18 protein-coding genes and 1 pseudogene are annotated in these 21,685 nt (G+C 57.5%); 9 read left to right on the forward strand and 10 right to left on the reverse strand.

The window, feature by feature from the left end:
• Positions 1-2 precede the first annotated feature (2 nt).
• From tssK to ACMGG5_RS19930, 3 genes are read right to left on the reverse strand one after another with little or no spacing between them, the layout of a single operon-like run.
• Positions 3-1,346, reverse strand: a complete 1,344-nt coding sequence (tssK, locus tag ACMGG5_RS19920) for a type VI secretion system baseplate subunit TssK (protein WP_420278402.1) — start codon at positions 1,344-1,346, stop codon at positions 3-5.
• Positions 1,347-1,374: 28 nt separating this feature from the next.
• Positions 1,375-1,878 carry a type VI secretion system lipoprotein TssJ gene (gene tssJ / locus ACMGG5_RS19925; RefSeq protein WP_024909828.1) on the reverse strand — a complete coding sequence of 168 codons (504 nt, stop codon included), beginning with the start codon at positions 1,876-1,878 and terminating at the stop codon, positions 1,375-1,377.
• A gap of 23 nt (positions 1,879-1,901) precedes the next feature.
• Positions 1,902-2,396, reverse strand: a complete 495-nt coding sequence (locus tag ACMGG5_RS19930; RefSeq protein WP_024909827.1) for a hypothetical protein — start codon at positions 2,394-2,396, stop codon at positions 1,902-1,904.
• A gap of 1,003 nt (positions 2,397-3,399) precedes the next feature.
• Here ACMGG5_RS19930 and ACMGG5_RS19935 point away from each other — a divergent pair.
• The gene (locus ACMGG5_RS19935; RefSeq protein WP_048992151.1) at positions 3,400-5,688 is read left to right on the forward strand and encodes an FdhF/YdeP family oxidoreductase; all 2,289 of its coding nucleotides are present in this window, start codon (positions 3,400-3,402) and stop codon (positions 5,686-5,688) included.
• Positions 5,689-5,710: 22 nt separating this feature from the next.
• Positions 5,711-6,607, forward strand: coding sequence for a LysR family transcriptional regulator (locus tag ACMGG5_RS19940; protein WP_024909825.1), 897 nt, complete (start codon positions 5,711-5,713; stop codon positions 6,605-6,607).
• On the opposite strand, the gene ACMGG5_RS19945 is transcribed toward ACMGG5_RS19940, so the two are convergent.
• The gene (locus ACMGG5_RS19945; RefSeq protein ID WP_048992155.1) at positions 6,586-7,344 is read right to left on the reverse strand and encodes a phosphate/phosphite/phosphonate ABC transporter substrate-binding protein; all 759 of its coding nucleotides are present in this window, start codon (positions 7,342-7,344) and stop codon (positions 6,586-6,588) included. The genes ACMGG5_RS19940 and ACMGG5_RS19945 overlap by 22 nt on opposite strands.
• Positions 7,337-8,308, reverse strand: coding sequence for a fatty acid desaturase (locus ACMGG5_RS19950; protein WP_420278403.1), 972 nt, complete (start codon positions 8,306-8,308; stop codon positions 7,337-7,339). The genes ACMGG5_RS19945 and ACMGG5_RS19950 overlap by 8 nt, the downstream gene beginning before the upstream one ends.
• A gap of 149 nt (positions 8,309-8,457) precedes the next feature.
• Between ACMGG5_RS19950 and ACMGG5_RS19955 the strand changes: the two genes are divergently transcribed.
• Positions 8,458-9,438 carry a GlxA family transcriptional regulator gene (locus tag ACMGG5_RS19955; protein ID WP_420278404.1) on the forward strand — a complete coding sequence of 327 codons (981 nt, stop codon included), beginning with the start codon at positions 8,458-8,460 and terminating at the stop codon, positions 9,436-9,438.
• A gap of 78 nt (positions 9,439-9,516) precedes the next feature.
• The gene (gene gap / locus ACMGG5_RS19960; RefSeq protein WP_208763007.1) at positions 9,517-10,527 is read left to right on the forward strand and encodes a type I glyceraldehyde-3-phosphate dehydrogenase; all 1,011 of its coding nucleotides are present in this window, start codon (positions 9,517-9,519) and stop codon (positions 10,525-10,527) included.
• 40 nt (positions 10,528-10,567) lie between these two features.
• Here the strand turns inward: gap and ACMGG5_RS19965 are convergent, their stop codons facing one another.
• Positions 10,568-11,755 (reverse strand): MFS transporter, encoded by a 1,188-nt coding sequence (locus ACMGG5_RS19965; RefSeq protein WP_148770143.1) that lies wholly within the window; start codon positions 11,753-11,755, stop codon positions 10,568-10,570.
• Positions 11,756-11,870: 115 nt separating this feature from the next.
• Between ACMGG5_RS19965 and ACMGG5_RS19970 the strand changes: the two genes are divergently transcribed.
• A complete protein-coding gene (locus ACMGG5_RS19970) occupies positions 11,871-12,827 on the forward strand; it encodes an AraC family transcriptional regulator (RefSeq protein ID WP_024909819.1) in 957 nt (318 codons plus the stop codon).
• A gap of 102 nt (positions 12,828-12,929) precedes the next feature.
• Positions 12,930-14,615, forward strand: coding sequence for an alpha,alpha-trehalase (locus ACMGG5_RS19975; protein WP_420278405.1), 1,686 nt, complete (start codon positions 12,930-12,932; stop codon positions 14,613-14,615).
• Between the two features lie 64 nt (positions 14,616-14,679).
• On the opposite strand, the gene ACMGG5_RS19980 is transcribed toward ACMGG5_RS19975, so the two are convergent.
• Positions 14,680-16,782 (reverse strand): TonB-dependent siderophore receptor, encoded by a 2,103-nt coding sequence (locus ACMGG5_RS19980; protein WP_420278407.1) that lies wholly within the window; start codon positions 16,780-16,782, stop codon positions 14,680-14,682.
• A gap of 112 nt (positions 16,783-16,894) precedes the next feature.
• On the reverse strand, positions 16,895-17,149 hold the full coding sequence (locus ACMGG5_RS19985) for a GlsB/YeaQ/YmgE family stress response membrane protein (RefSeq protein WP_008502662.1): 255 nt from the start codon (positions 17,147-17,149) through the stop codon (positions 16,895-16,897).
• Between the two features lie 208 nt (positions 17,150-17,357).
• Here ACMGG5_RS19985 and ycgR point away from each other — a divergent pair, with 208 nt between their 5' ends.
• Complete coding sequence (ycgR, locus tag ACMGG5_RS19990; protein ID WP_024909816.1) at positions 17,358-18,089, forward strand: flagellar brake protein YcgR; 732 nt, start codon at positions 17,358-17,360, stop codon at positions 18,087-18,089.
• Positions 18,090-18,126: 37 nt separating this feature from the next.
• On the opposite strand, the gene emtA is transcribed toward ycgR, so the two are convergent.
• The gene (gene emtA / locus ACMGG5_RS19995) at positions 18,127-18,738 is read right to left on the reverse strand and encodes a membrane-bound lytic murein transglycosylase EmtA (RefSeq protein ID WP_024909815.1); all 612 of its coding nucleotides are present in this window, start codon (positions 18,736-18,738) and stop codon (positions 18,127-18,129) included.
• Between the two features lie 107 nt (positions 18,739-18,845).
• Here emtA and ldcA point away from each other — a divergent pair, with 107 nt between their 5' ends.
• Entirely contained in the window at positions 18,846-19,760 is a 915-nt protein-coding gene (gene ldcA / locus ACMGG5_RS20000; protein WP_420278408.1) for a muramoyltetrapeptide carboxypeptidase, read from the forward strand.
• 97 nt (positions 19,761-19,857) lie between these two features.
• A complete protein-coding gene (locus tag ACMGG5_RS20005; protein ID WP_157189357.1) occupies positions 19,858-21,591 on the forward strand; it encodes a potassium/proton antiporter in 1,734 nt (577 codons plus the stop codon).
• On the opposite strand, the pseudogene ACMGG5_RS20010 reads toward ACMGG5_RS20005, so the two are convergent.
• Positions 21,526-21,684: pseudogene (locus tag ACMGG5_RS20010) on the reverse strand (hypothetical protein); the annotation flags it as partial. The gene ACMGG5_RS20005 and the pseudogene ACMGG5_RS20010 sit on opposite strands and share 66 nt — an antisense overlap.
• Position 21,685: the final 1 nt, after the last annotated feature.

Genomic DNA, 21,685 nt, shown 5'->3' on the forward strand with positions numbered 1-21,685 from the left:
TATTATTCTGTCGGGCTACGGATGGCCCAAAACTCCATATCCAGCCCCGGGAATTCCCCTGCAAGATGCAGGGCGAATGCACCGGACTTATCCATCTCGTGCCACAGCTCGCTGCCCTTCTCCAGTTCAAAGTAGCTATAGCCGGCATGCCACGGGATCTGCGGCGGCGCGACCGGCATGGCGCGCAGCATAATGCCCGGCAGCTGAAGCTGAACCAGATCGCGGATTTTCGAAACCGGCGCGACCTTCATCTGCGCCGGGAAATGGGTTTGCAGGTGTTCGCCTGGCACGTTGGCTTTAACCGCCAGCACGAAGCCGAACTCACGCACCATGCTGGTTTCAGGCACCGTGGCGATGTTCAGGCCGTGAGAGCGTTCGTTAAGCGGCAGCTGAATCGCGTGGTCTTCCATCACCAGCGACAGCCCCTGACGCAGCATCAGCATCAGCTTGCTGAAGCAGTTTGCCAGATCGTCATGATCGTAAATCGGCAGCACGCTTTCAGCGGTACGCTGGGACGTCCAGGTGGCAAGCTCGGTCGCAAACGGCAGCCAGCTGCGCCAGAGCGTTTCCGGATGCAGCAGCGGGAGGGTTTTTAAATGAGAAACCTCGCCCAGATGACGGTTAACCAGCGACAGCAGCGTGAACTCAATCAGCTCGGAGGTATTAAAGCGACCGGGCTGGCGCAAACGACCGCCAATTTGCTGGCTGCGCTGCACCAGCAGACCGTGCAGATCGTTGATCATGCTGTAGATCTGCGGGCTGTTGTTGGCGTTGAGCATCGGCGGGATGTAGCTGTTGTCGAGCCGCACGTGGTTGTCGTTACGCCTCTCGGTCACAAACGCCACGCCGATGGCGGTCCACTCTGCCGTGAGGTCTTTTTCCAGCATCAGGGTCAGACGCAGGCGGCCAAACTGGACGGTGGCATCCCCCACCGACATGGCGTTATCGTCCTCCACCTCTTGCTCGAAAGCGATGAAGCGCGCCAGCGAGGCCGGTTCTTCGCTAAAAATCACCTCTTCTCTCTCGCCGCGACGTACCGGCAGCGCAAGCACCACCTTTTCGTTAGTGAGATTGTCAGGAATTTTCAGCGGTGCAGGGCCGTTGCGCCCGTTACGCACCTGGAAAAAGGTGCCGTCCGGCAGCAAGCCACTGCAGTAGCTCAGGGCAATGCATCCCTGACGAAGCATCGCTTCATCCAGTTCAACGTCGAGAAAGCCCCAGAGATACGACCGCTGTAGTGCGCCCCATTCACGAACATGGTTGAGCAGATAGCTTTCAGTCCGCTGAAAATGGTGTGGACGCAGGAACATGCCTTCGGTCCAGACGACCTTTTCTGCTTTCGTCATGATGATGTGTTTCCTGTTTTGAAGCGCGTTACTGGCTGATGACACGAATGCCGTTCACGTCGAGAAAAACGTTGGCCTGAAGTTCATCTGCGGACCATTTCCAGAACTGGTAGATATGATTTTCGCCAGGCACAGGCAGAGGGAGTGAAACGCGCCATTTTTTGCCATCCAGCACCTGATACTCCGCCATCACGCCGATGTAGCGGGCCTCCGGAGAGCTTTGCCCGCTGAGGGTTTTGGACAGCTGTCCCGGCATCAGGAAGAACACGTCGCTGTTCAGCAGATTCGCGCCAAGCGTGGCCGACGCGTTGTTCTGCAGGGAGTAGAAGTCGCTGGACATGAAATCCGCATCGGATTTCAGCAACAGCACCCGGACCTTAAGCGGCGCAGATTCATTGATTTGTGGATGAGCCTGAAACTGCAGATTGTAGCGGGAGGGGTCGCTGTGTGAAGACGACGTACAACCACTGACCAGGGCGAAAATCGCCGCGTAAAAGAATAACCACAGCTTATGAAAATTTTTATTATTCATAAAAATGCGCTCATGAAAGCCGTTTAGTTCAGGATCCAGGTACCGTTAGCGCTGTCTTTGCAGGCTTTGCTGTTGCCATCGACATCGACACAGGTCGCTTTTTTACGCACCTTTGGACGAATCGCCTGTTTACGCACGGCGGCGTCGTACTGGTCGGCCTTGATCACGGCGCGCATCGGGACGTAACCAATCAGCTGATCGTTGCCTTCGTCGGCAAGCGCCATCCAGTAGTGTTCAACCTGCCCCAGCACCACGTACGTTTTTCCGGTCTCGAGATTACGGATAACTTTGCCGCCGAAGTCAGGTCGGCTCATCAGGGAAGCCGGATACATGGCACGATACGGCTCGTTGACCGGCGTGAACTCCGTCGGCGGCGTCACAGCGTGACGGTGGGTTAAGGTAACGCCGTTGACCTGGCTGGTCTCGATCGTATCGTCGTTGATCACAGGTTTTTGCGGCGCTTTACAGCCCGCCACCGCCATTACAAACAGAAGTGAAAACAGTACGCGCATTTTCATATGCTTTTCCGTAGCGATATTTCGATGATGGAGATAAGGGGATGAAGTTTGACTTAAGTGCTATTGTTAAAATAGCCAGAATATTTTCGGGGCGTTACTATGTTAAGGGCATAGCTACCGCACGAGCCCTTCAGAATAAGGCCCAGCATCTTCCTGACATATTTTGACAAACGGTAAGCAAGTTTACATGAGCTTCGCATCAATTCAATATTTACCGCCGCGTAACTGTTGGTAAATGAAGCAGTCGGAAAATTATAGGATTAATCCTATGAAAAAAAACGATTTGCCCCACCCTTTCTTATTTCCTCACTGTAAAACCACATAACATGATGTTTTATCTATTAAAAACACAGAAGAGAACCACTTTCATTAACGCAATAACGCTATTATCGCCACTACCATAATTAGTAGAATTCGCGTTTTTTTGATGTCAAAGGAATATATCTCCGATGAATTATTTGTTGCACTAACAAAGTATCTTTAATATTGAACACGCTTCATCGCTTGGGTGATAATATTTCACTTAATGCAGCCCGACGTTAATTTCATGCCGCAAAAAAACTGTATATTTTATGTCGTGATAATTCCACAGTAAGGTATACCTTATATCTATTATTCATTAAGCCTGAGTAAACCTTCCTGTCATTTCCTCAAACCCAAAATGCCTCCAGCAGCCCGCCAGACGTGAATCGTGGCGATATCTCCAGCGCATCAGCTTCATTCGAAGTTTTACTGGTACTACATCCTTCCTTGCTCACCGCCATCTATCTCGCCTACCGACCGATAGATAAGATTTATTATTAAAATGATAAAATTTCGTTATAATTTCTTTAAATATTTAAACATCAATCCCCATAAGTCGCTGTAATAAAGAGAATTTAAGATAAAGCACCTTCCCGCACCGCATGCGCGTAGACATACGGTCGTCATTGCTTTTGCTTATTGTCCTGTGCAGCGCTTTTATGGGTTCAGATGTTGTTGACCGAACAAATCAGGAGTGGGTATGAACAAGAAAAGACGCTCGGTGCCAGGCATCAGACACTATGACGGCCCTGCCGGCGGCTGGGGGGCACTAAAAGCGACGGCCATCGCGGTACGTACCCAAATGGATACCCTTGACGCTCCCGCGACGCTGCTGCGCACCAACCAGCCTGACGGCTTCGACTGCCCGGGCTGCGCGTGGCCTGATAAAGAACACAAATCGACGTTCCAGTTCTGCGAGAACGGCGCCAAAGCGGTGACCTGGGAAGCGACCAGCAAACGCGTCACCCCCGCGTTTCTGGCTGAAAACAGCGTCTCCTCGCTGCTGGCAAAATCGGACTTTGAGCTGGAAGGCTACGGTCGACTCACGCACCCCCTGCGCTATGATCGGGCAAGCGACACCTTCCGCCCCGTCGACTGGGACGCGGCGTTTCAACGTATCGGCGAAGTATTGCGCGGGCTCGATCCGGACCAGGTCGAGTTCTATACCTCAGGACGCGCCTCTAACGAAGCGGCGTATCTGTTCCAGCTGTTTGCTCGCGAATACGGCACCAACAACTTCCCCGACTGCTCGAATATGTGTCACGAGGCCACCAGCGTCGGTTTACCGCGTTCGATTGGCATCGGAAAAGGCACCGTTTCGCTGGACGACTTCGATAAGACCGAGCTGGTGATCTCCATCGGCCACAACCCCGGCACCAACCATCCGCGAATGATGGGGACCCTCCACGAGCTGGCCCGCCGGAACGTGCCGATTATCGTCTTTAACCCGCTGCGCGAACGTGCTCTGGAACGTTTCGCCGACCCGCAAAGCGTGATTGAAATGGCAACCTACAGCTCCACGGATATCGCTTCGACCTATTTCCAGGTGAAGGCCGGGGGCGATGCCGCCGCGCTAAAAGGCATTGCCAAACACCTGCTGGAAATGGAGTCCGAACGCGGTGACGTGCTGGACCACGCATTTATTGCCGAACACACCCAGGGCATTGAGGCGTTCACCGCCGATATAGCGCAAACCCGCTGGGACGAGATCGAGCGCGAGTCGGGTCTGAGCCAGGCGGCGCTCAAAAAGGTCGCCGAAGCCTATGCAAAATCGAAGGCCACCATCATTACCTACGGGATGGGGATTACGCAGCACAACAAAGGTACGGCGAACGTCCGCCTGATTGCCGACGTGCTGCTGCTGCGGGGGAATATCGGGAAACCTGGCGCGGGAATATGCCCGCTGCGCGGCCACTCAAACGTGCAGGGGAACCGTACCGTCGGGATCAGCGAGAAACCCACACCGGCATTCCTTAATCGCCTGAAGGACGTGTTCGGCTTTGAGCCACCGTCGCACCACGGACACGACGCGGTGCAGGCCACGCAGGCGATGATCGACGGCCGCGCGAAAGCGCTCATCTGCCTCGGCGGCAATTTTGCCGTCGCGATGCCCGATCACGAGCGGGGTTTTCCGGCGATGGGTAACCTGGATTTGAGCGTGCACGTCGGCACCAAGCTCAACCGTACCCATCTGTTGGTGGGCAAAGAGACCTTTATTTTCCCGTGTCTTGGCCGTACCGAGCTGGATGTTCAGGCCACCGGCCGCCAGTCCATTACCGTCGAAGACTCCATGTCGATGGTGCATGCTTCATCCGGCAAGCTGAAGCCTGCATCGCCGGTGCTTCGGTCAGAACCCGCTATCGTCGCGGGCATGGCGAAAGCCACCCTGCCGGATACCCGCGTGGACTGGCTGACGCTGGTTGAGGATTACGACCGGATCCGCGCTCTGATCGAGCAGACCATTCCGGGGTTTGAGAACTATAACGCGCGGATCCGCGTTCCCGGTGGTTTCCGTATGCCGCTGCCACCGACGCAACGTATCTGGCCAACGGCGACGGGAAAAGCGATGTTCTCGGTGTTCGACGGGGTTCACGAGAACGCCAGCGGTGAAGGTGAGCATGTTCTGCGCCTGATCACGCTGCGCAGCCACGACCAGTACAACACCACCATTTACGCCTTGGACGACCGCTACCGTGGCGTATTTGGCCGTCGCGACGTGCTGTTTATGAACGAAGACGATATGGCGCAGTCAGGGCTGGAACACGGCGACCGCGTGGATATCGAAACCGCCCTGCCCGGCAGCGTTCAGCGTCTGAAAGACATTACCGTGGTGGCGTACAACATCGCGCCGGGGACCGTCGGCGCCTATTATCCGGAAGCCAACGTGCTGGTACCGCTTGATTATCTGGATAAGGACAGCGGTACGCCGTCGTATAAATCCGTTCCGGTTCGCATCACCCTGCGCTCAAAAGAGATCCGCATGCTGTAAGGCTGTTCGCGCAGAGAAAAAGATGGATATTAAACAGTTAAAATATTTAATCGCGCTCGACGAGACCCGCCATTTTGGCAAGGCTGCCTCGCAGTGCAACATTACCCAGCCGACCCTCTCCATGCGCATCCGCAGCCTGGAGGAGGAGCTCGGGCTGGTGCTGATTGTGCGCGGGCAGCGCTTTGAAGGGTTTACGCCGGAGGGTGAACGTATCCTCGCGTGGGCCCGCTCGCTGCTGGCCGCGCATGACGGGCTACAGGCGGAAGCCGCGCTGTGCAAAGGCCAGGTGGTGGGCGAACTCCGTCTGGGGATGGTGCCGCTGGCGAGCGTGGATCCGATGATTTTTATTCGCCATTTGACGCAAAAATACCCGGAGCTGACCTACAGCCTCTATTCTATGTCCTCCGCGCAGATTGCCGACGGCGTCAGCCGCAATCAGCTTGAGCTGGGAATTTGCTACCTCAACAGCATTGACACCAGCCAGTTCGATATTATCCAGCTTCCCAAAACGAAGATGGGCCTGCTGCACGACGTCCGTCATTTCCAGCTCGGCCAGGAGACATTGACCTGGCGCGATCTGACGGATTTTCCGCTGGGGTTCCTGACCAAAGGGATGCACTACCGGGCGCATATGGAGGCCGGCTTTAAGTCTCTCGGCATTGAACCGACGGCCGTTTTCGAGAGCGACTCGACGTTCCAGATCATTCAGGCGGTTCAGAGCGGCGTATGCTGCGCCGTCATGCCGCTGAACAACGGGCTGGAAGCACTGAACAGCCATTTCAGGATTGTCCCCATCGCTGACGCGAACATTGAGGCCCCTGTCGGCCTGATTATGCGCAGACAAAAGCCTATCTCCTCGCTGGCGCTGCGCTGTTTTACCGACGCGCAGGAGATTTATCACGCGGACAATGAGGCGTAGGCCTCGCGCGTCACCACGCTAAAACCGCCGATCAGCACCGCGTCACAAATCGCCCGATGTTCCGGTGAACTGACCAGCGCATGGAGCGCATCGCGAATGGCGTTAAGCGTTTCAGGTGAGGTGTTATGCGAAGCGATCAGCGGCAGTCCCGGCGTCAGCGGGGTATGGTCAATGATCGCCAGCCCCGCAAGCCGTTCCGGCTCATGGCGCTGCAGCAGTGCCCAGGTCACGCAGTCGATGGCCGCGATATCCCCTGCCCCGCGTTTCACATCAATCAGCGACTGGCGATGGCTGCCGCTAAAGGACGTTTGCGCGAAAAATGGACCGCCACTTAACAGGGGCGCCACTTTTTTTCGCAGCGCATTGTAGCCGGACTGGGAATCCGCAGAGTTACAGACCGCCCGTCGTCCGCGAAACTCCGCCAGCGTCAGGTGCCGATCCTCCTCGCGCACCACCAGAAAGCTGCGGTACTGGATCCCTTCGCAGCCCGGTGCCGTGTAGTGAAAACAGCCGACCACCTGCACGTCCGGGAGCTGCGTGACCAGCGGGTAACCACAGGTCTGGCTAAGGATAAGCCCGGGCTGTTGCCAGTGCGTGAGCAGATCGGACTCCGGCCAGTCGGGGACATCATCGACGGGCACACCGCGTGCAGCCAGCAATCCCTTAACCGCCAGCCAGAGCGCGCGCGTGTCGGCGCGATCCACCGCATACATGGGAAACGCCAGCAGGTTACTCATACCCTTCTCCCTGTTGTTTTCCGGGGTGAACGGTGACGTCGACGGGACTGAACCAGAACCGGCGCAGCCATTCACCGTAGCCCCTGACGAGAAAACCGCGGTTTCGCTGCTGGTACGCCTCCCGGTTTTGCTGGTAGATCGTCTTCAGCCCGTACCAGGGAACACCCGGCAGATCGTGATGTACTGAATGGTAGTTGAGATTCAAAAACAGCACCCGCCAGAACAGCCCGGCCTCGTTAATGACGGAGCGCGCCAGCGGATCGTCCGCCGCACGATGTTCGAAAAACGATCGCACCTTGGTCAGCGCGAGCGCGGGATAACTGACCGCAAGCACGAACCAGACGGGTGAAAAATCGATATGCGTCATCCACACGAAGAGTACCGCCAGCAGCGTGATGTGAACCAGCCACATCGTCATCGCCCTCAGGTGAAGATGACGAAACGCCGCCGCGGCGCTGCCCAGCGTCTGGACGATATCCAGCAGCGGCGCCAGCAGAAGCCGCCCGGCAAAGGTATTTCGGGCCCGGATCAGGCGCTTCTGCCTGGGGGAAAAGCGCCCCCAACTCTCGTCGGTAAAATAGTACGACTCCGGGTCATCCACCGGATGGGTCAGGCTATGGTGCCGATGATGGGCAAGATGGGAGTCCCGGTACAGGCCGTACGGATACCAGACCGCCAGCGGGAGCGTGCCAAACAGCTGGTTAAGCCAGGCAAAACGCGTGGGGTGTCCGTGGATCAGCTCATGCTGCAGGGACATGTACCAGGCGCTAAACCAGACGAGCAGCAGCGTGGCGGGCAGCAGGCCGAGCGTTTGCCAGAACGTCAGCGTGCCAAACCAGCCTGCATAAACAGTGATAATCAAAAGCCAGGTGGGCAGTTCGCTTCGCCATATAAAACCCGATGCGAGATGGCGGATTTGTTCGCGTTGTTGCGGATGTAAATAGAGGGAGCTTCGTTGACTCATTCCTTCGGACGCCGTTTCGCCAGAGACAGTGCCCTGACGATCGGGGATTACGCCTGAAATAACAAAGAACTTAAATCGCTTTGCTTTGCCAGAAACGTGGGGCGCACGCGTTGCTTGACTTATTCTGTTATAAAGGTACTTTTCAGGACATGAAGAAGATCCTGATTATCGTTCCCGACGGCGGCATGCTGTTTGAAGCCGCCGGTATCGCCGACATTCTGATGCAGGCCAACCGGCTGCATCCGGAAGGGCTTGCGCAGCCCCGATACCGGATTATCATCGCCACCACGCAGCCTTACCAGGTGATCCACGGCCAGTCCGGCCTGAACCTGCTGGCGGACTATCGTCTGCCTGAGCTGGATCCGCGTGAACCGCTGGATACCATTATCATCACCGGACGCGGCATGAACGAGCTGGAGAGCACGGCGGTGGTGGACTGGCTGCACCTCGCTGCACCGCATGCCCGGCGGGTAGCCTCTATCTGCGGCGGCGCGATGCTGCTGGCCCAGACCGGCTTGCTGGACGGTCGTCGCGCCACCACCCACTGGCGGCTGCTGGAGACGATGCAAACCCAGTATCCGGCTATCCACGTCGAAGGCGGTCCGCTGTATATTCAGGACGGCCCCATCTGGACCTCCGGCGGCGTAAGCTCCGGGTTCGATCTGACTCTGGCGCTGGTGGAGGACGACTACGGATTTACCCTCGCCCGCGACGTGGCGCAGGATATGGTGATGTATCTCCGTCGTCCCGGCGGCCAGCTGCAGTTCAGTCGTTACAGCCTGCAGCAGCCTGGCGCATCGGGCCCGATAAGCGAACTGCAAACCTGGATCCTGCAGAACCTCACCGCCGATCTGTGCGTGGAAAATCTGGCCGAGAAAGCGGCAATGAGTCCGCGTAACTTCACCCGCGTGTTTACCCGCGAGGCCGGAGTCTCTCCGGCCCGCTACGTGACCGAAGCGCGTCTGGCCGCCGCCCGCCAGCTGCTTGAGCAGACCCATGACTCCCTGGAGCGCGTTGCTGAGCAAAGCGGGTTTGGCACCAGCATTAATTTGCGCCGCATCTTTGAGAAACAGCTTCACCTTACCCCCGGCGAGTACCGCCAGCGATTCCACTGCCGCAAGATGGCGTAATCTGATCCTTTTTTGTCGTTTACGCCAACCGGCCCGACGCCTACAGTGACTCCAGACAACAGAGATAAGGAGTGCACCATGGTTAAGGTCGGTATTAACGGTTTCGGCCGTATCGGACGTAATTTCCTGCGCGCGGCGCTGGGTAACCCGGATCTGCAGATTGTGGCCATTAACGATCTGACGGACAGTAAAACCCTCGCCCACCTGCTGAAACATGATTCCCTTCTGGGCAAGCTGCCCGCACCCGTTGAAGCGGCTGACGGCGCGCTGCAGGTAGACGGGCAGCGGATCACGGTGTTTAGCGAACGCGATCCGGCGAATATTCCGTGGCGTGATGTCGGCGCCGACGTGGTGATTGAGGCCACGGGCTTCTTTACCGAGCGGGAGAAAGCGGCGGTACATATCACCCACGGCGGCGCTAAGCGCGTCATCATTTCCGCCCCCGGGAAGAACGACGACCTGACGATTGTGATGGGCGTTAACCATGACCAGTACGATCCCGCCCTGCACGCGGTGGTTAGCAACGGGAGTTGCACCACCAACGGTCTGGCACCGGCCGCGCAGGTGCTGCACCAGCAGTTCGGGATTGAGCATGGCCTGATGAACACGACGCACGCCTACACCAACAGTCAGGCGCTGCACGATCAGCCGGAGAAAGATCTGCGTGGCGCACGCGCGGCGGCGCTGTCGATTGTGCCCTACTCCAGCGGCGCGGCGAAAGCGCTGGGGAAAGTCATCCCCTCCCTGGACGGCAAGCTGACCGGGTATTCCCTGCGTGTGCCGGTGCCGGTGGTGTCGATTGTCGATTTAACCGTGACGCTGAGCCGCAACGTGACCGCCGAAGAGGTGAATGACGCGTTCCGCAACGCGGCCGCCAGCGGGCCCCTGAAAGGCATTCTGGGGTATAGCGATGAGCCGCTGGTCTCCAGCGATTACCAGGGCGACCCGCGATCGTCAATTATCGACGGGCTTTCCACGCTGGTCATTGGCGGGAACATGGTGAAGATCCTGGCGTGGTATGACAATGAGTGGGGCTTCTCCAACCGCCTGGTGGATCTGGCGGTGCTGATGGATAAGAAAGGGCTGTAAGCCTGAGGCCGGGTGGCGCGAACGCTCACCCGGCAAAAAATCATTCCGCTTTCACTTTCACACCCATAAACACAATCACCATCGCCATCACCAGCAGGAAACCGCTGCCCGCGAATACGCCGCTGGCGCCGTTGAGGTCAAATACCGCCCCGCCTCCGGCCGCACCGGCGCTTATCGCCAGCTGGATTGAGGCCACCAGCAGCCCCCCTGCACTTTCGGCTTCATCCGGGACAGTGGTGGCAAGCCAGGTTGACCAGCCCACCGGAACCAGGCCAAATGCAAATCCCCACAGCGCGACCAGCAGTCCGTCCAGCATGGCCAGATGACCAAAGGCGACCATCATGAGCGCGAGTACGCCCATCGCAAACGGCACCAGCGCCAGCGTCAGGCGCAGATTGCGTGCCAGCAGATGCCCGGCAACGGAGGTGCCCACAAAGTTGGCAATACCAAAGCCCAGCAGGATCAGTGATATGGTCTCCACGCTCGCCTGCCCCACCGTCTCCAGGAACGGACGCAGATAGGTAAAGAAAGCGAAATGGCCGCTGAAGATCAGGATGGTCGCCAGCATGCCGCCGATCATCCCCGGACGACGCAGCACGCGGAACAGCGTACTCAGGCTGCCGCTGCTCTCAGGTTTCATGGACGGCAGGACCCAGAGCTGCCACAGCAGTGCCAGCATGCTTGGCAGAATGCAGAGGATAAACACGTTACGCCAGCCGATCAGGCTGCCCAGATAGCTGCCGAGCGGCGCCGCGACTACCGTGGCAATCGATACGCTGGAGAAGATCACCGCCAGCGCCTTCGGCACTTTATCCGCCGGAACCAGACGCATCGTCGTGGCCGTCGACATTGCCCAGAATCCCCCGATGGCTACCCCCAGCAGCAGGCGCCCCATCAGCAGGACGTGCAGGTTGGGCGCAAAGGCCACCAGCAGGCTGGAGATAATTTGCAGCACCGAGAAAAACATCAGCACCCAGCGGCGGTCGATACTTTTGGTTGCCGGGGTGATCAGCAGCCCGGTGACCAGCGCCACCAGCGCGGTGGCGGTGACGGCCTGTCCGGCCATCCCCTCGGTCACGCCCAGGCTCGCGGCCATTGGCGTTAACAAACTGGCCGGCAGAAATTCTGCCGTAATCAAACCAAATACCCCCAGCCCCAGTGAATAAACGGCCCGCCAGGCGGGTTTTGCAGGCGCTACCGCCTCGCTCGCCGCGACACATGAACTCATCTGTTGATCTCCCGTTATAAAAATGTGACTACAGTCGCAAAAGAATAGAAGGTTCACCCTGGACGATCTATGACATATAATCTCCACTTATTGATTATTCGTCCGGAGTTGCGCCATGACCGTACAGTCACCCGATCTGATCAGCGAACTTTTACGCGGCATGCGCCTGTCAGGCGTGAAATACCGGCGGATTGAAGCCAGTGCGCCATTTGGCGTCGCGTTTCATCAGGCTCCCGGCCGGGCGCAGTTTCATTTTGTGAGCCACGGTAGCGCCCTGTTGCGCATGGAGAGCGGAGCAACGTTCGAACTGAGCGGTGGCGACGCCCTCTTTATTCCCGGCGGGAATTCCCATGCCCTGCTCTCTGACGAGCAGGCCCCTCTTACCCCTGTCAACGCCTTTCCGAGCGAGCCTATCTGCAGCTCGGTCTGCGCCATCACCTGCGAGCCCTGCCCGGAGAGCGAGAACACCCTCATCTTTAGCGGGTGCATGGATTTTGAGCTGGGCGGAATGCAGCCGCTGATCAAGGCAATGCCGGAAGTGATGATGGTCAGCCGGTTAATGTCCACCTGGCCGGAGATCCACCCGCTGCTGGCGGCGATGGAGCGGGAGTCCGTGGCGCGTCAGGCCGGGTTTGCCGGGATCCTTGCGCGACTGGCCGACGTGGTCGCGGCGTTAATTGTGCGCGGCTGGGTTGAAGGCGGCTGTGGTAAAGCCACCGGCTGGGTGCAGGTTTTGCGCGACCCGCGCCTGAGCCGCGCCATTTACGCCATGCACCAGCAGCCGGGCCTGAACTGGAGCGTGGCGGATCTGGCAAAAGAAGCGGGCACGTCCCGCTCCGTGTTCGCCGAACGGTTTCTGGCCGCGACGGGAACCACTCCGGCAAAATATCTCAGCGAGCTGAGGATGCGCCTGGCCATTCAGTACATTCGCCATGAAAATCAGCCGATAGAAACCGTCGCGCTGCGGCTGGGGTACGGCTCTCTGGCGGCATTTAGCCGGGCATTTAAGCGCATTATTGGACATGCGCCGGGCACGCTGCGGGAAGCCAGCCAGACGCCGGAAGAGGTCTGACTGGCCAGCAATATTTAACGCGAAGCGGGCAATATTCGTCTAAGGTTTTCAGGTGATTGACAACAGCGGTCACGCTGTTTAGTGAAGACAGGAGACGAACTGATGATAAGACCTCGTACACTACGCCCCGCGTTCTTGCCCCTTGCGTTAGGCGGCGCGCTGCTCGGCGTAACGACATTCGGTTATGCCGACGATAGCCCCGCAGCCCAGACAGCCTCACCCGATATTTTGCTGGGCCCGCTGTTTAATGATGTGCAGAGCGCCAAACTGTTTCCCGATCAGAAAACCTTTGCGGATGCCGTCCCCAAAAGCGACCCGCTGATGATTCTGGCGGACTATCGGATGCAGCACACGCAGTCCAGCTTTGACTTACGCCACTTTGTCGAGATGAACTTTACGCTCCCTGCGGAAGGGGAAAAATATGTTCCGCCTGCTGGACAAAGTCTACGTGAGCATATTGACGATCTCTGGCCCGTACTGACGCGCACCACGGATAAAGCCAGCAACAAATGGGATTCCCTGCTGCCGTTACCCAAACCTTACGTTGTGCCCGGCGGACGTTTCCGCGAGGTCTACTACTGGGACAGCTATTTCACCATGCTGGGCCTGGCAGAGAGCGATCATTGGGACAAAATCAGCGACATGGTGGATAACTTTGCCTATGAAATTGACACCTTCGGCCACATTCCCAACGGCAACCGCAGCTATTACCTGAGCCGATCCCAGCCGCCGTTCTTCTCGCTGATGGTGGAACTGCTGGCAACGCACGACAGCGATGCGCTGAAGAAGTATCGTCCGCAGATGGAAAAAGAGTATGCCTACTGGATGGACGGCGTCAACGCCCTTCAGCCGGGTCAGGCCAACAAGCGCGTGGTGAAGCTGGATGACGGCGCTGTCCTCAACCGCTACTGGGATGACCGCGACACTCCTCGCCCGGAGTCCTGGCTTGACGATGTGAATACCGCCAAAAGTAACCCTAACCGACCGGCAACCGAGATCTACCGTGATTTGCGTTCCGCCGCGGCCTCGGGCTGGGACTTTAGCTCCCGCTGGATGGACGATCCGCAAAAACTCGGCACCATCCGGACCACCAGCATTGTCCCCGTGGACCTGAATGCCCTGATGTTCAAGATGGAAAAACTGCTGGCGCGGGCAGGCCAGGAGAGTGGCGACGCCGCCAGCGCAAGCAAATACGAGGCGCTGGCAACGGCGCGTCAGAAAGCCATCGAGAGCCACCTGTGGAATGATAAAGAGGGCTGGTACGCGGATTACGATCTGAAGAGCAAGAAGGTACGCAATCAGCTCACGGCTGCGGCCCTGTTCCCGCTTTACGTGAAGGCGGCGGCGCAGGATCGGGCCGATAAAGTCGCCGCGGCAACCTCATCGCGCCTGTTGAAACCAGGCGGTATTGCGACCACCACCGTCAACAGTGGCCAGCAGTGGGATGCGCCAAACGGTTGGGCCCCGCTGCAATGGGTGGCCGCGGAAGGGCTGCAGAATTACGGGCAAGAGAAGGTCTCGATGGATGTGACCTGGCGCTTCCTGAAAAACGTTCAGCATACTTACGACCGGGAAAAGAAACTGGTCGAGAAATACGACGTGTCGACAACCGGTACGGGCGGCGGCGGCGGCGAATATCCGCTGCAGGACGGCTTTGGCTGGAGCAACGGCGTGACGCTGAAGATGCTGGATCGGGTCTGCCCGAAAGAGAAACCGTGCGACAGCGTGCCGGAGAATCGACCTGCGGCGAATGATGAGGTGGCGCCGGTAAAAGCGACGGCGCAGTAAGTGAGTATTGCCGGGTGGCGGCTACGCCTTACCCGGCCTACTTTTTAAACTCACAGGGCTTTGCTTAGAAACTGTAACTCGCCCCTAACTGATACGTTCTGTCGCGCCCAATCCAGCAGTTGGTCGCATCGTAGCAGGTCAGCGTCTCTTTGTTGGTGATGTTCTGCGCGCTGGCCTTAAGCGTCAGCCCTGCCAGCGAAGGCAGGATTTCGCCCATCCGATAGGATGCCGCCAGATCGTACTGGGTGGTACCGCCCAGCTTACCCGCATCGTTAGCCGGTGAGATTTCCATCGGGCCGGTATAGCGCGCCCCCGCCCCCAGCATCAGCCCTTTCAGCGGCGTGTTCTCAAAGGTGTAATCCCCCCAGAGGTTGAAGGCATTCTCCGGCACCTGCGTTGGACGTTTCCCTTTGTACTTATCATCTTCCGTGTTGATCGCGTGGGTGTAGGCATAGTTAGCAATCAGCGTCAGGTTGTCCGTCGGGCGGCTGATGGCAGACAGCTCAGCCCCTTTGGATTCCACCTCCCCGGTCTGACGATAGTTCAGGAAGCCCGGATCGGAGGTGACGACATTTTTCTGACGGATGTTGAACACCGAAGCGGTAAAGGTGGTGGCGTAGTCGGCCAGCAGATATTTCACGCCGCCCTCCACCTGCTTGCTGGTGGTCGGCTTGACGTCTTTCGCCGCAAGCGTTCCCTTCGGCGACACCGGCGCAAAGCCTTCGGAATAGCTGATAAACGGTGACAGACCATTATCAAAGGCGTAAAGCGCGCCCAGGCGTTTGGTGACGCGATCCTGAGAGACCCAGTCCTTATCACCGTTTTGCAGATAATTGGTGGTCACGGAGCGATAATCGTCGTAGCGCAGGCTACCCAGCAGATTTAAGCCCCCCCACTCCACCTGATCCTGCAGGTAGTAGCCGTTCTGCTGATAGCTCAGACGGTTTTTCTGGGCGGTATACAGCCCTAATGCGCTTTCACTGATTTGCGAATAGTCAGGATGACGCATATCCATGCCCGGCGTGGTCGACGCGTAACGGTAGTGGAAATGGGAGTTCAGCTTCTGGTAGTCAAACCCGGCCAGCAGATGGTGTTTCCAGTCGCCCAGCGCCACGGTTTTAGTCACCTGGTTATCGATGTTGAAGCTCTGCAGATCTTCATCGGTGGTGTAGGCAAAGCGGTTAAGCTGATAGACCTCGCTTCCCGTGCCCGTCGCATAGACACTGCGCTGATGCGTATCGACGTCGAAATAGCGCGCCTTCTGGTTAAAGCCCCAGCCGCTGTCGAACGCATGTTCAAAGCTGTAGCCCAGCATCCACTGGCGCTGCTTAAATCCGTTCCACTCATCACCGGCATAGTCGCGCTTGCCCGCGTATTTCGAGCGCAGGTAGGCGAGCGGCAGCGGGTTCGACGGCGTCAGGCTCGGGGAGTTCTGCGCCAGCGCGTCCAGAGTCAGGCGGGTTTTGCTGTCGGGTTGCCAGGTGACGGACGGGGCAACCAGGTAGTTTTCATACCGGGTGGTGTGCGGCTGATCGTCATTTTCCGTCGCTTTACCCAGCAGACGGTAGTTCCAGTCGCTGTCGGCGATCTGCCCGGTTGAGTCGAGATACCCCTCTTTCAGATTGCGGTTGCCGGTGTTAAATCCGAATTCGGTTCGCGCTTCTCGCTGTGGCTTTTTACTCTGGATATTCACCAGCCCGCCCGGCGAGCCGCCGCCGTAGAGAACCGATGAGGGGCCTTTCAGGATATCAACGCTGTCAATCAACAGCGGATCGATGCGGGCTTTGGTATTGCCGGTGACGTTATAGGGCAGCTGCAGCCCGTTGTAGAACTCCTGGTCGACGGTAAAGCCACGAATTTTATATTCGCTCATGTAGGAGGTATTTCCCCGCACCTCGGTTGAGACCCCTGGCGCATAGCGCAGGATTTCATTCACGGAATTCGCATGGCGCTTGTCAATTTCCGGCGCAGAGAGGGTCGTGATGACCTGCGGCGTTTTACTTTCAGCAACGGCCGATTTCGTGGCGCTGTTCGTCCAGGCCGGCAGCTCGCTGCCCTGCTCTGCGCCGGTGACGACGATAGTGGATTCTTCGGCGAATGCCGGAACGTGCAGTGCGAGCGAGACGGCGCCTGCCAGGGCGCATAGCGTAAAACGTGAGGGAGTCATAATGTCGTCTTGTTGTAAGATGCGATACGGAACGACAATTATTATCATTTAGATTAACAAATCAATACACAGGCAAAAAAACGGCCCTCCGCAGAGAGCCGTTTACGTCATGTTATGCTCGTCGCAGTAACCTGAATATGCCCAGCACCACAATGGCGCCCACGACAGCGACCAGAAAACTGTGCAGGTCAAAACCACTTATGTTGCCTCCGAAGCCAAACATCGTCGCCAGCCAGCCGCCCACAACCGCACCAACGACCCCGAGTACACAGGTCAAAATAAAGCCGCCGCCATCGTTTCCCGGCATGATCAATTTCGCGATAGCGCCAGCAATAAGACCAAAGATAATCCAGGCGATGATACCCATAGCGATGCCCTCTTGCAGGTTTAACGCATGCGCAGAAAACCTTCTGCACAGCTAACGTAAGTATAGGTCATCGCCGGAAAATCATTTTCTTCTCACCGACTTATCTTTGTCTAAAGAGGCAAAAAAAACTCACCGGTTTGTATTAAGTTTCATCACAGATTGCCGATAACGCTAAGACAGTCTGTCATCTATCAAGGAGCCATCCGGCGTGAGTCATTACAGTGAGCAGTTCCTCAAGCAAAATCCGCTGGCTGTATTAGGGGTATTACGCGACCTGCAAAAAGGTGAAGTGCCGCTGCGCATCAGCTGGTCGAATAATCAGTTCATCAGCAAGATCCTTGACGCCTCGCAGGAGCGGCTGGTGATTGATTTAGGCAGTCAGGAGTATGAAAACCGCGCGGCGCTGAAGGCGGAGAATATCGCGGTGATGGCCGAAACGCAGGGCGCCAAAGTGGAGTTTGTCCTGTCGCGACTGGAACTGAGCGAGTACCAGGGACTCCCTGCTTTTGCTACCCCACTTCCCACCAATCTCTGGTTTGTTCAGCGTCGTGAATATTTCCGCATTAGCGCTCCGCTTCACCCCGCCTATTTTTGTAAGGCCAAAATGCCGGATAAAAAAGAGATCCGCTTCCGCCTCTTCGATCTGTCACTGGGCGGCATGGGTGCGCTGATGGATACGCCGAAACCCGACGGACTGGTAGAAGGCATGCGGTTTACGCAAATTGAACTGGATATGGGGGGCTGGGGTCGCTTTTATTTCGATGCACAGCTGATTGCCATCAGCGACCGTACCGTCGTGGACAGCAAAAATGAAACCATCACCACGCCGCGTCTGAGCTTCCGCTTCCTGAACGTGGGGCCCGGTGCAGAGCGTGAGCTTCAGCGCATCATCTATTCGCTGGAGCGGGAGGCGCGGGAACGCGCAAATAAAGTTCTGTAAGAAAATCGGGCAGCGTGACCGCCGCCCGTCTGCGGCATTACATGGCATCCATCGCTTTCTGTACTTTCCAGATATAACGAGGCGCCTGTGGTGCCGGGTGATTTTTTGCCACATGCTCAAAGAATTCGTCTTTGTCCATGCCGTTAATCTCTTCTATCGCCTCTTTGCGGTCAGAGGAGAAGGTTCTGAGCAACGCGCCGGCACCGTTAACGTAAGACACCACCAGCGCGTACTGCATCACCTCCGGATCCTTAATGCCCTTCAGCACGCCGTGCTCCATGATGCTCAGATAGGCCGTGCCCATTGAAATGTTACGTTCCGGGTTCTTCAGCTCGCTGGTTGACGGCTGACCGCTCCAGCCCATATAGCGGTAAACTTCTTTCCCCGCCGTTGACGCTTTAAGCTGCATCAGCCCCACCGCGTTGGATTTGCTGACAAGCGTAGGGTTACCGCCGGACTCCACCGCAATGATCGCCGTGATAAGACGCGGACTGACGCCCCAGGCCTTCCCGGCTTGTTCACTGATCGGCATCCACTGCATGGCCCGTTTCACCGGCACTTCCGGGTTCCAGGGTGGGTTTTGATAATCATGTTTTGAACTACAGCCAGCAAGCAACACAATCAAAAAAGCAAACCATCTCAATTTCACGTCTTCTATCCTTATAGCCGGTCATCGCGGTGCGCCGCCTCTTGAAGCAGGCGTCGTATACGCGGCATGATATAGACAATTAGTTTCTCATTCAGCAAGGAATTGCCATGTCTCAGTTTCATCTCATCGCGCCGTCGGGCTACTGCATTAACCAGGACGCGGCGCAGCGGGGCGTTCAGCGTTTGCTGGAATCGGGTCATCAGGTAGAAAATCAGACGATTATCCCCCGCCGCCAGCAGCGTTTTGCCGGTACAGAAGCGCAGCGGCTGAATGATATCAACAGCCTGGTGAACCTGAAGGGTGAAAACCGGATTGTGCTGGCGGTGCGCGGCGGATATGGCGCGAGCCGGCTGCTGGAGAGCATTGACTGGCAGGGTCTGGCGCAGCGCCAGCAGCAGGATCCGCTACTTATATGCGGCCACAGCGATTTCACCGTCATCCAGCTTGGGCTGCTGGCGCTACATAACGTTACCACCTTCAGCGGCCCGATGCTGGCCGGTAACTTCGGCGCCCCGGAGCTGAATGCGTTTACCATGGAACACTTCTGGCGCGCGCTGCGCAACCCCACCTACAGCGTGGAGTGGCAAGGCAATGGGCCGCACTGGGAATGCGAAGGTCAGCTCTGGGGCGGCAACCTGGCGATGCTGGTTTCGCTTATCGGCACGCCGTGGATGCCGCACATCGAGGACGGCATTCTGGTGCTGGAAGATATCAACGAACATCCGTTCCGCGTCGAACGCATGCTGTTGCAGCTCTATCATGCCGGTATTCTTGAACGCCAGTCCGCGATTGTGCTGGGCAGCTTCAGCGGTTCTGCGCCGAATGACTATGACGCGGGTTACTCCCTGGAGACCATGGTTGAGTTCATTCGCTCGCGGCTGGATATTCCGGTCATCACCGGTCTGGATTTCGGCCATGAGCAGCGCACCGTGACCCTGGCACTAGGGGCACACGCCTCGCTGATCCACAATGATTCCGGCAGTCGGCTGACCATCAGCGGCCATCCTGTCATAAAGGCATAAAAAAGCCGTTATACCCCCTTAATAAAACGCTGTTGCCGTCGTTAATATGTTAGGGTTTTAGTAACAGCGTTAACATTGAGGTGGGAGTAAGAGAACATTGGATGCCGCAGCGATAATCAGCCTTTTCATTTTGGGTTCCGTCCTTGTAACCAGCAGTATTTTATTAAGTTCATTTTCATCGCGTCTCGGCATACCTATTCTTGTCATTTTCCTCGCCATCGGCATGCTGGCCGGCATTGATGGCATTGGCGGTATCCCTTTCGATAACTACCCTTTCGCCTACATGGTGAGTAACCTGGCGCTGGCGGTGATCCTGCTGGACGGCGGGATGCGCACCCAGGCGAGCTCCTTCCGCGTGGCCTTAGGGCCCGCGCTGTCGCTCGCCACGGTCGGCGTGCTGATTACCTCTGGCCTCACCGGAATGATGGCCGCGTGGCTCTTCCATCTTAATATCATGGAAGGTTTGCTGATTGGCGCGATTGTTGGCTCAACCGATGCGGCAGCAGTGTTTTCTCTGCTCGGCGGAAAAGGGCTTAACGAACGCGTGGGCTCCACGCTTGAGATTGAATCCGGCAGTAACGATCCGATGGCGGTGTTTCTCACCATTACGCTTATCGAGATGATTCAGCAGCACGAAAGCGGGCTGAGCTGGACGTTTGCATTACATATCCTGCAGCAGTTCGGCCTGGGGATTGTCATCGGCCTGACAGGGGGATATCTGCTCCAGCAGACGATCAACCGTATATCGCTTCCTCTGGGGCTTTACCCGCTGCTGGCGCTGAGCGGCGGCATTCTCATTTTTGCCGTCACTACCGCAGTGGACGGCAGCGGCATTCTCGCCGTCTACCTCTGCGGGTTCCTGATGGGCAACCGCCCTATTCGTAACCGGCATGCCATTTTGCAGAACTTCGACGGTCTGGCCTGGCTGGCGCAGATCGGCATGTTTCTGGTGCTGGGTCTTCTGGTTACGCCATCGGACCTGCTGCCGATCGCCGTTCCGGCGCTGCTGCTCTCTGCATGGATGATCTTCTTTGCCCGTCCGCTGTCGGTATTTGCAGGCCTGCTGCCGTTTCGTGGCTTCAACCTGCGCGAGCGGATCTTCATCAGTTGGGTGGGCCTGCGCGGCGCGGTGCCGATTATCCTTGCTGTGTTCCCGATGATGGCCGGTCTGGATAACGCGCGGCTGTTCTTTAACGTGGCGTTCTTCGTGGTACTGATTTCGCTGCTGTTCCAGGGAACCTCGCTCGGGTGGGCGGCTAAAAAAGCCAAAGTGGTGGTCCCTCCCGTGGGCTGGCCGGTCTCCCGCGTGGGGCTCGACATTCATCCGGAGAACCCGTGGGAACAGTTCGTCTATCAGCTGAGCGCCGACAAATGGTGCGTGGGGGCTTCACTGCGCGATTTGCACATGCCGGCCGAAACGCGCATTGCCGCTCTGTTCCGCGACAACGTTCTGCTGCACCCTACCGGCAGCACCCGCCTGCGCGAAGGGGATATTCTGTGCGTGATTGGCCGCGAGCGCGACCTGCCCGCGCTGGGCAAACTGTTCAGCCAGTCGCCTCCGGTGGCGCTGGATCAGCGTTTCTTCGGCGATTTTATTCTGGAAGCCAGCGCCAGGTTTGCCGATGTCGCGCTGATCTACGGCCTGGATGAAGGTGCTGAAGACGGAGATAACCAGCAAACGCTGGGCGAAATCATCCAGCAGCGGCTTGGCGCTGCCCCGGTCGTGGGAGACCAGGTGGAGTTTGCCGGGATGATCTGGACCGTTGCCGAAAAAGAAGATAACGCGGTGCGGAAAGTCGGTTTGAGGCCGATGGAAGAGGAAGCGGAGTAGCGGTTTTTTTGCCGGGTGGCGGCTTCGCCTTACCCGGTAAAAAAAACCTCGAACGTAGGCCGGGTAAGCGTTAGCGCCACCCGGCGAACATATG

This window comes from Enterobacter sp. BNK-34 (assembly GCF_048684445.1).
GTDB classification, from domain to species: domain Bacteria; phylum Pseudomonadota; class Gammaproteobacteria; order Enterobacterales; family Enterobacteriaceae; genus Enterobacter; species Enterobacter pseudoroggenkampii.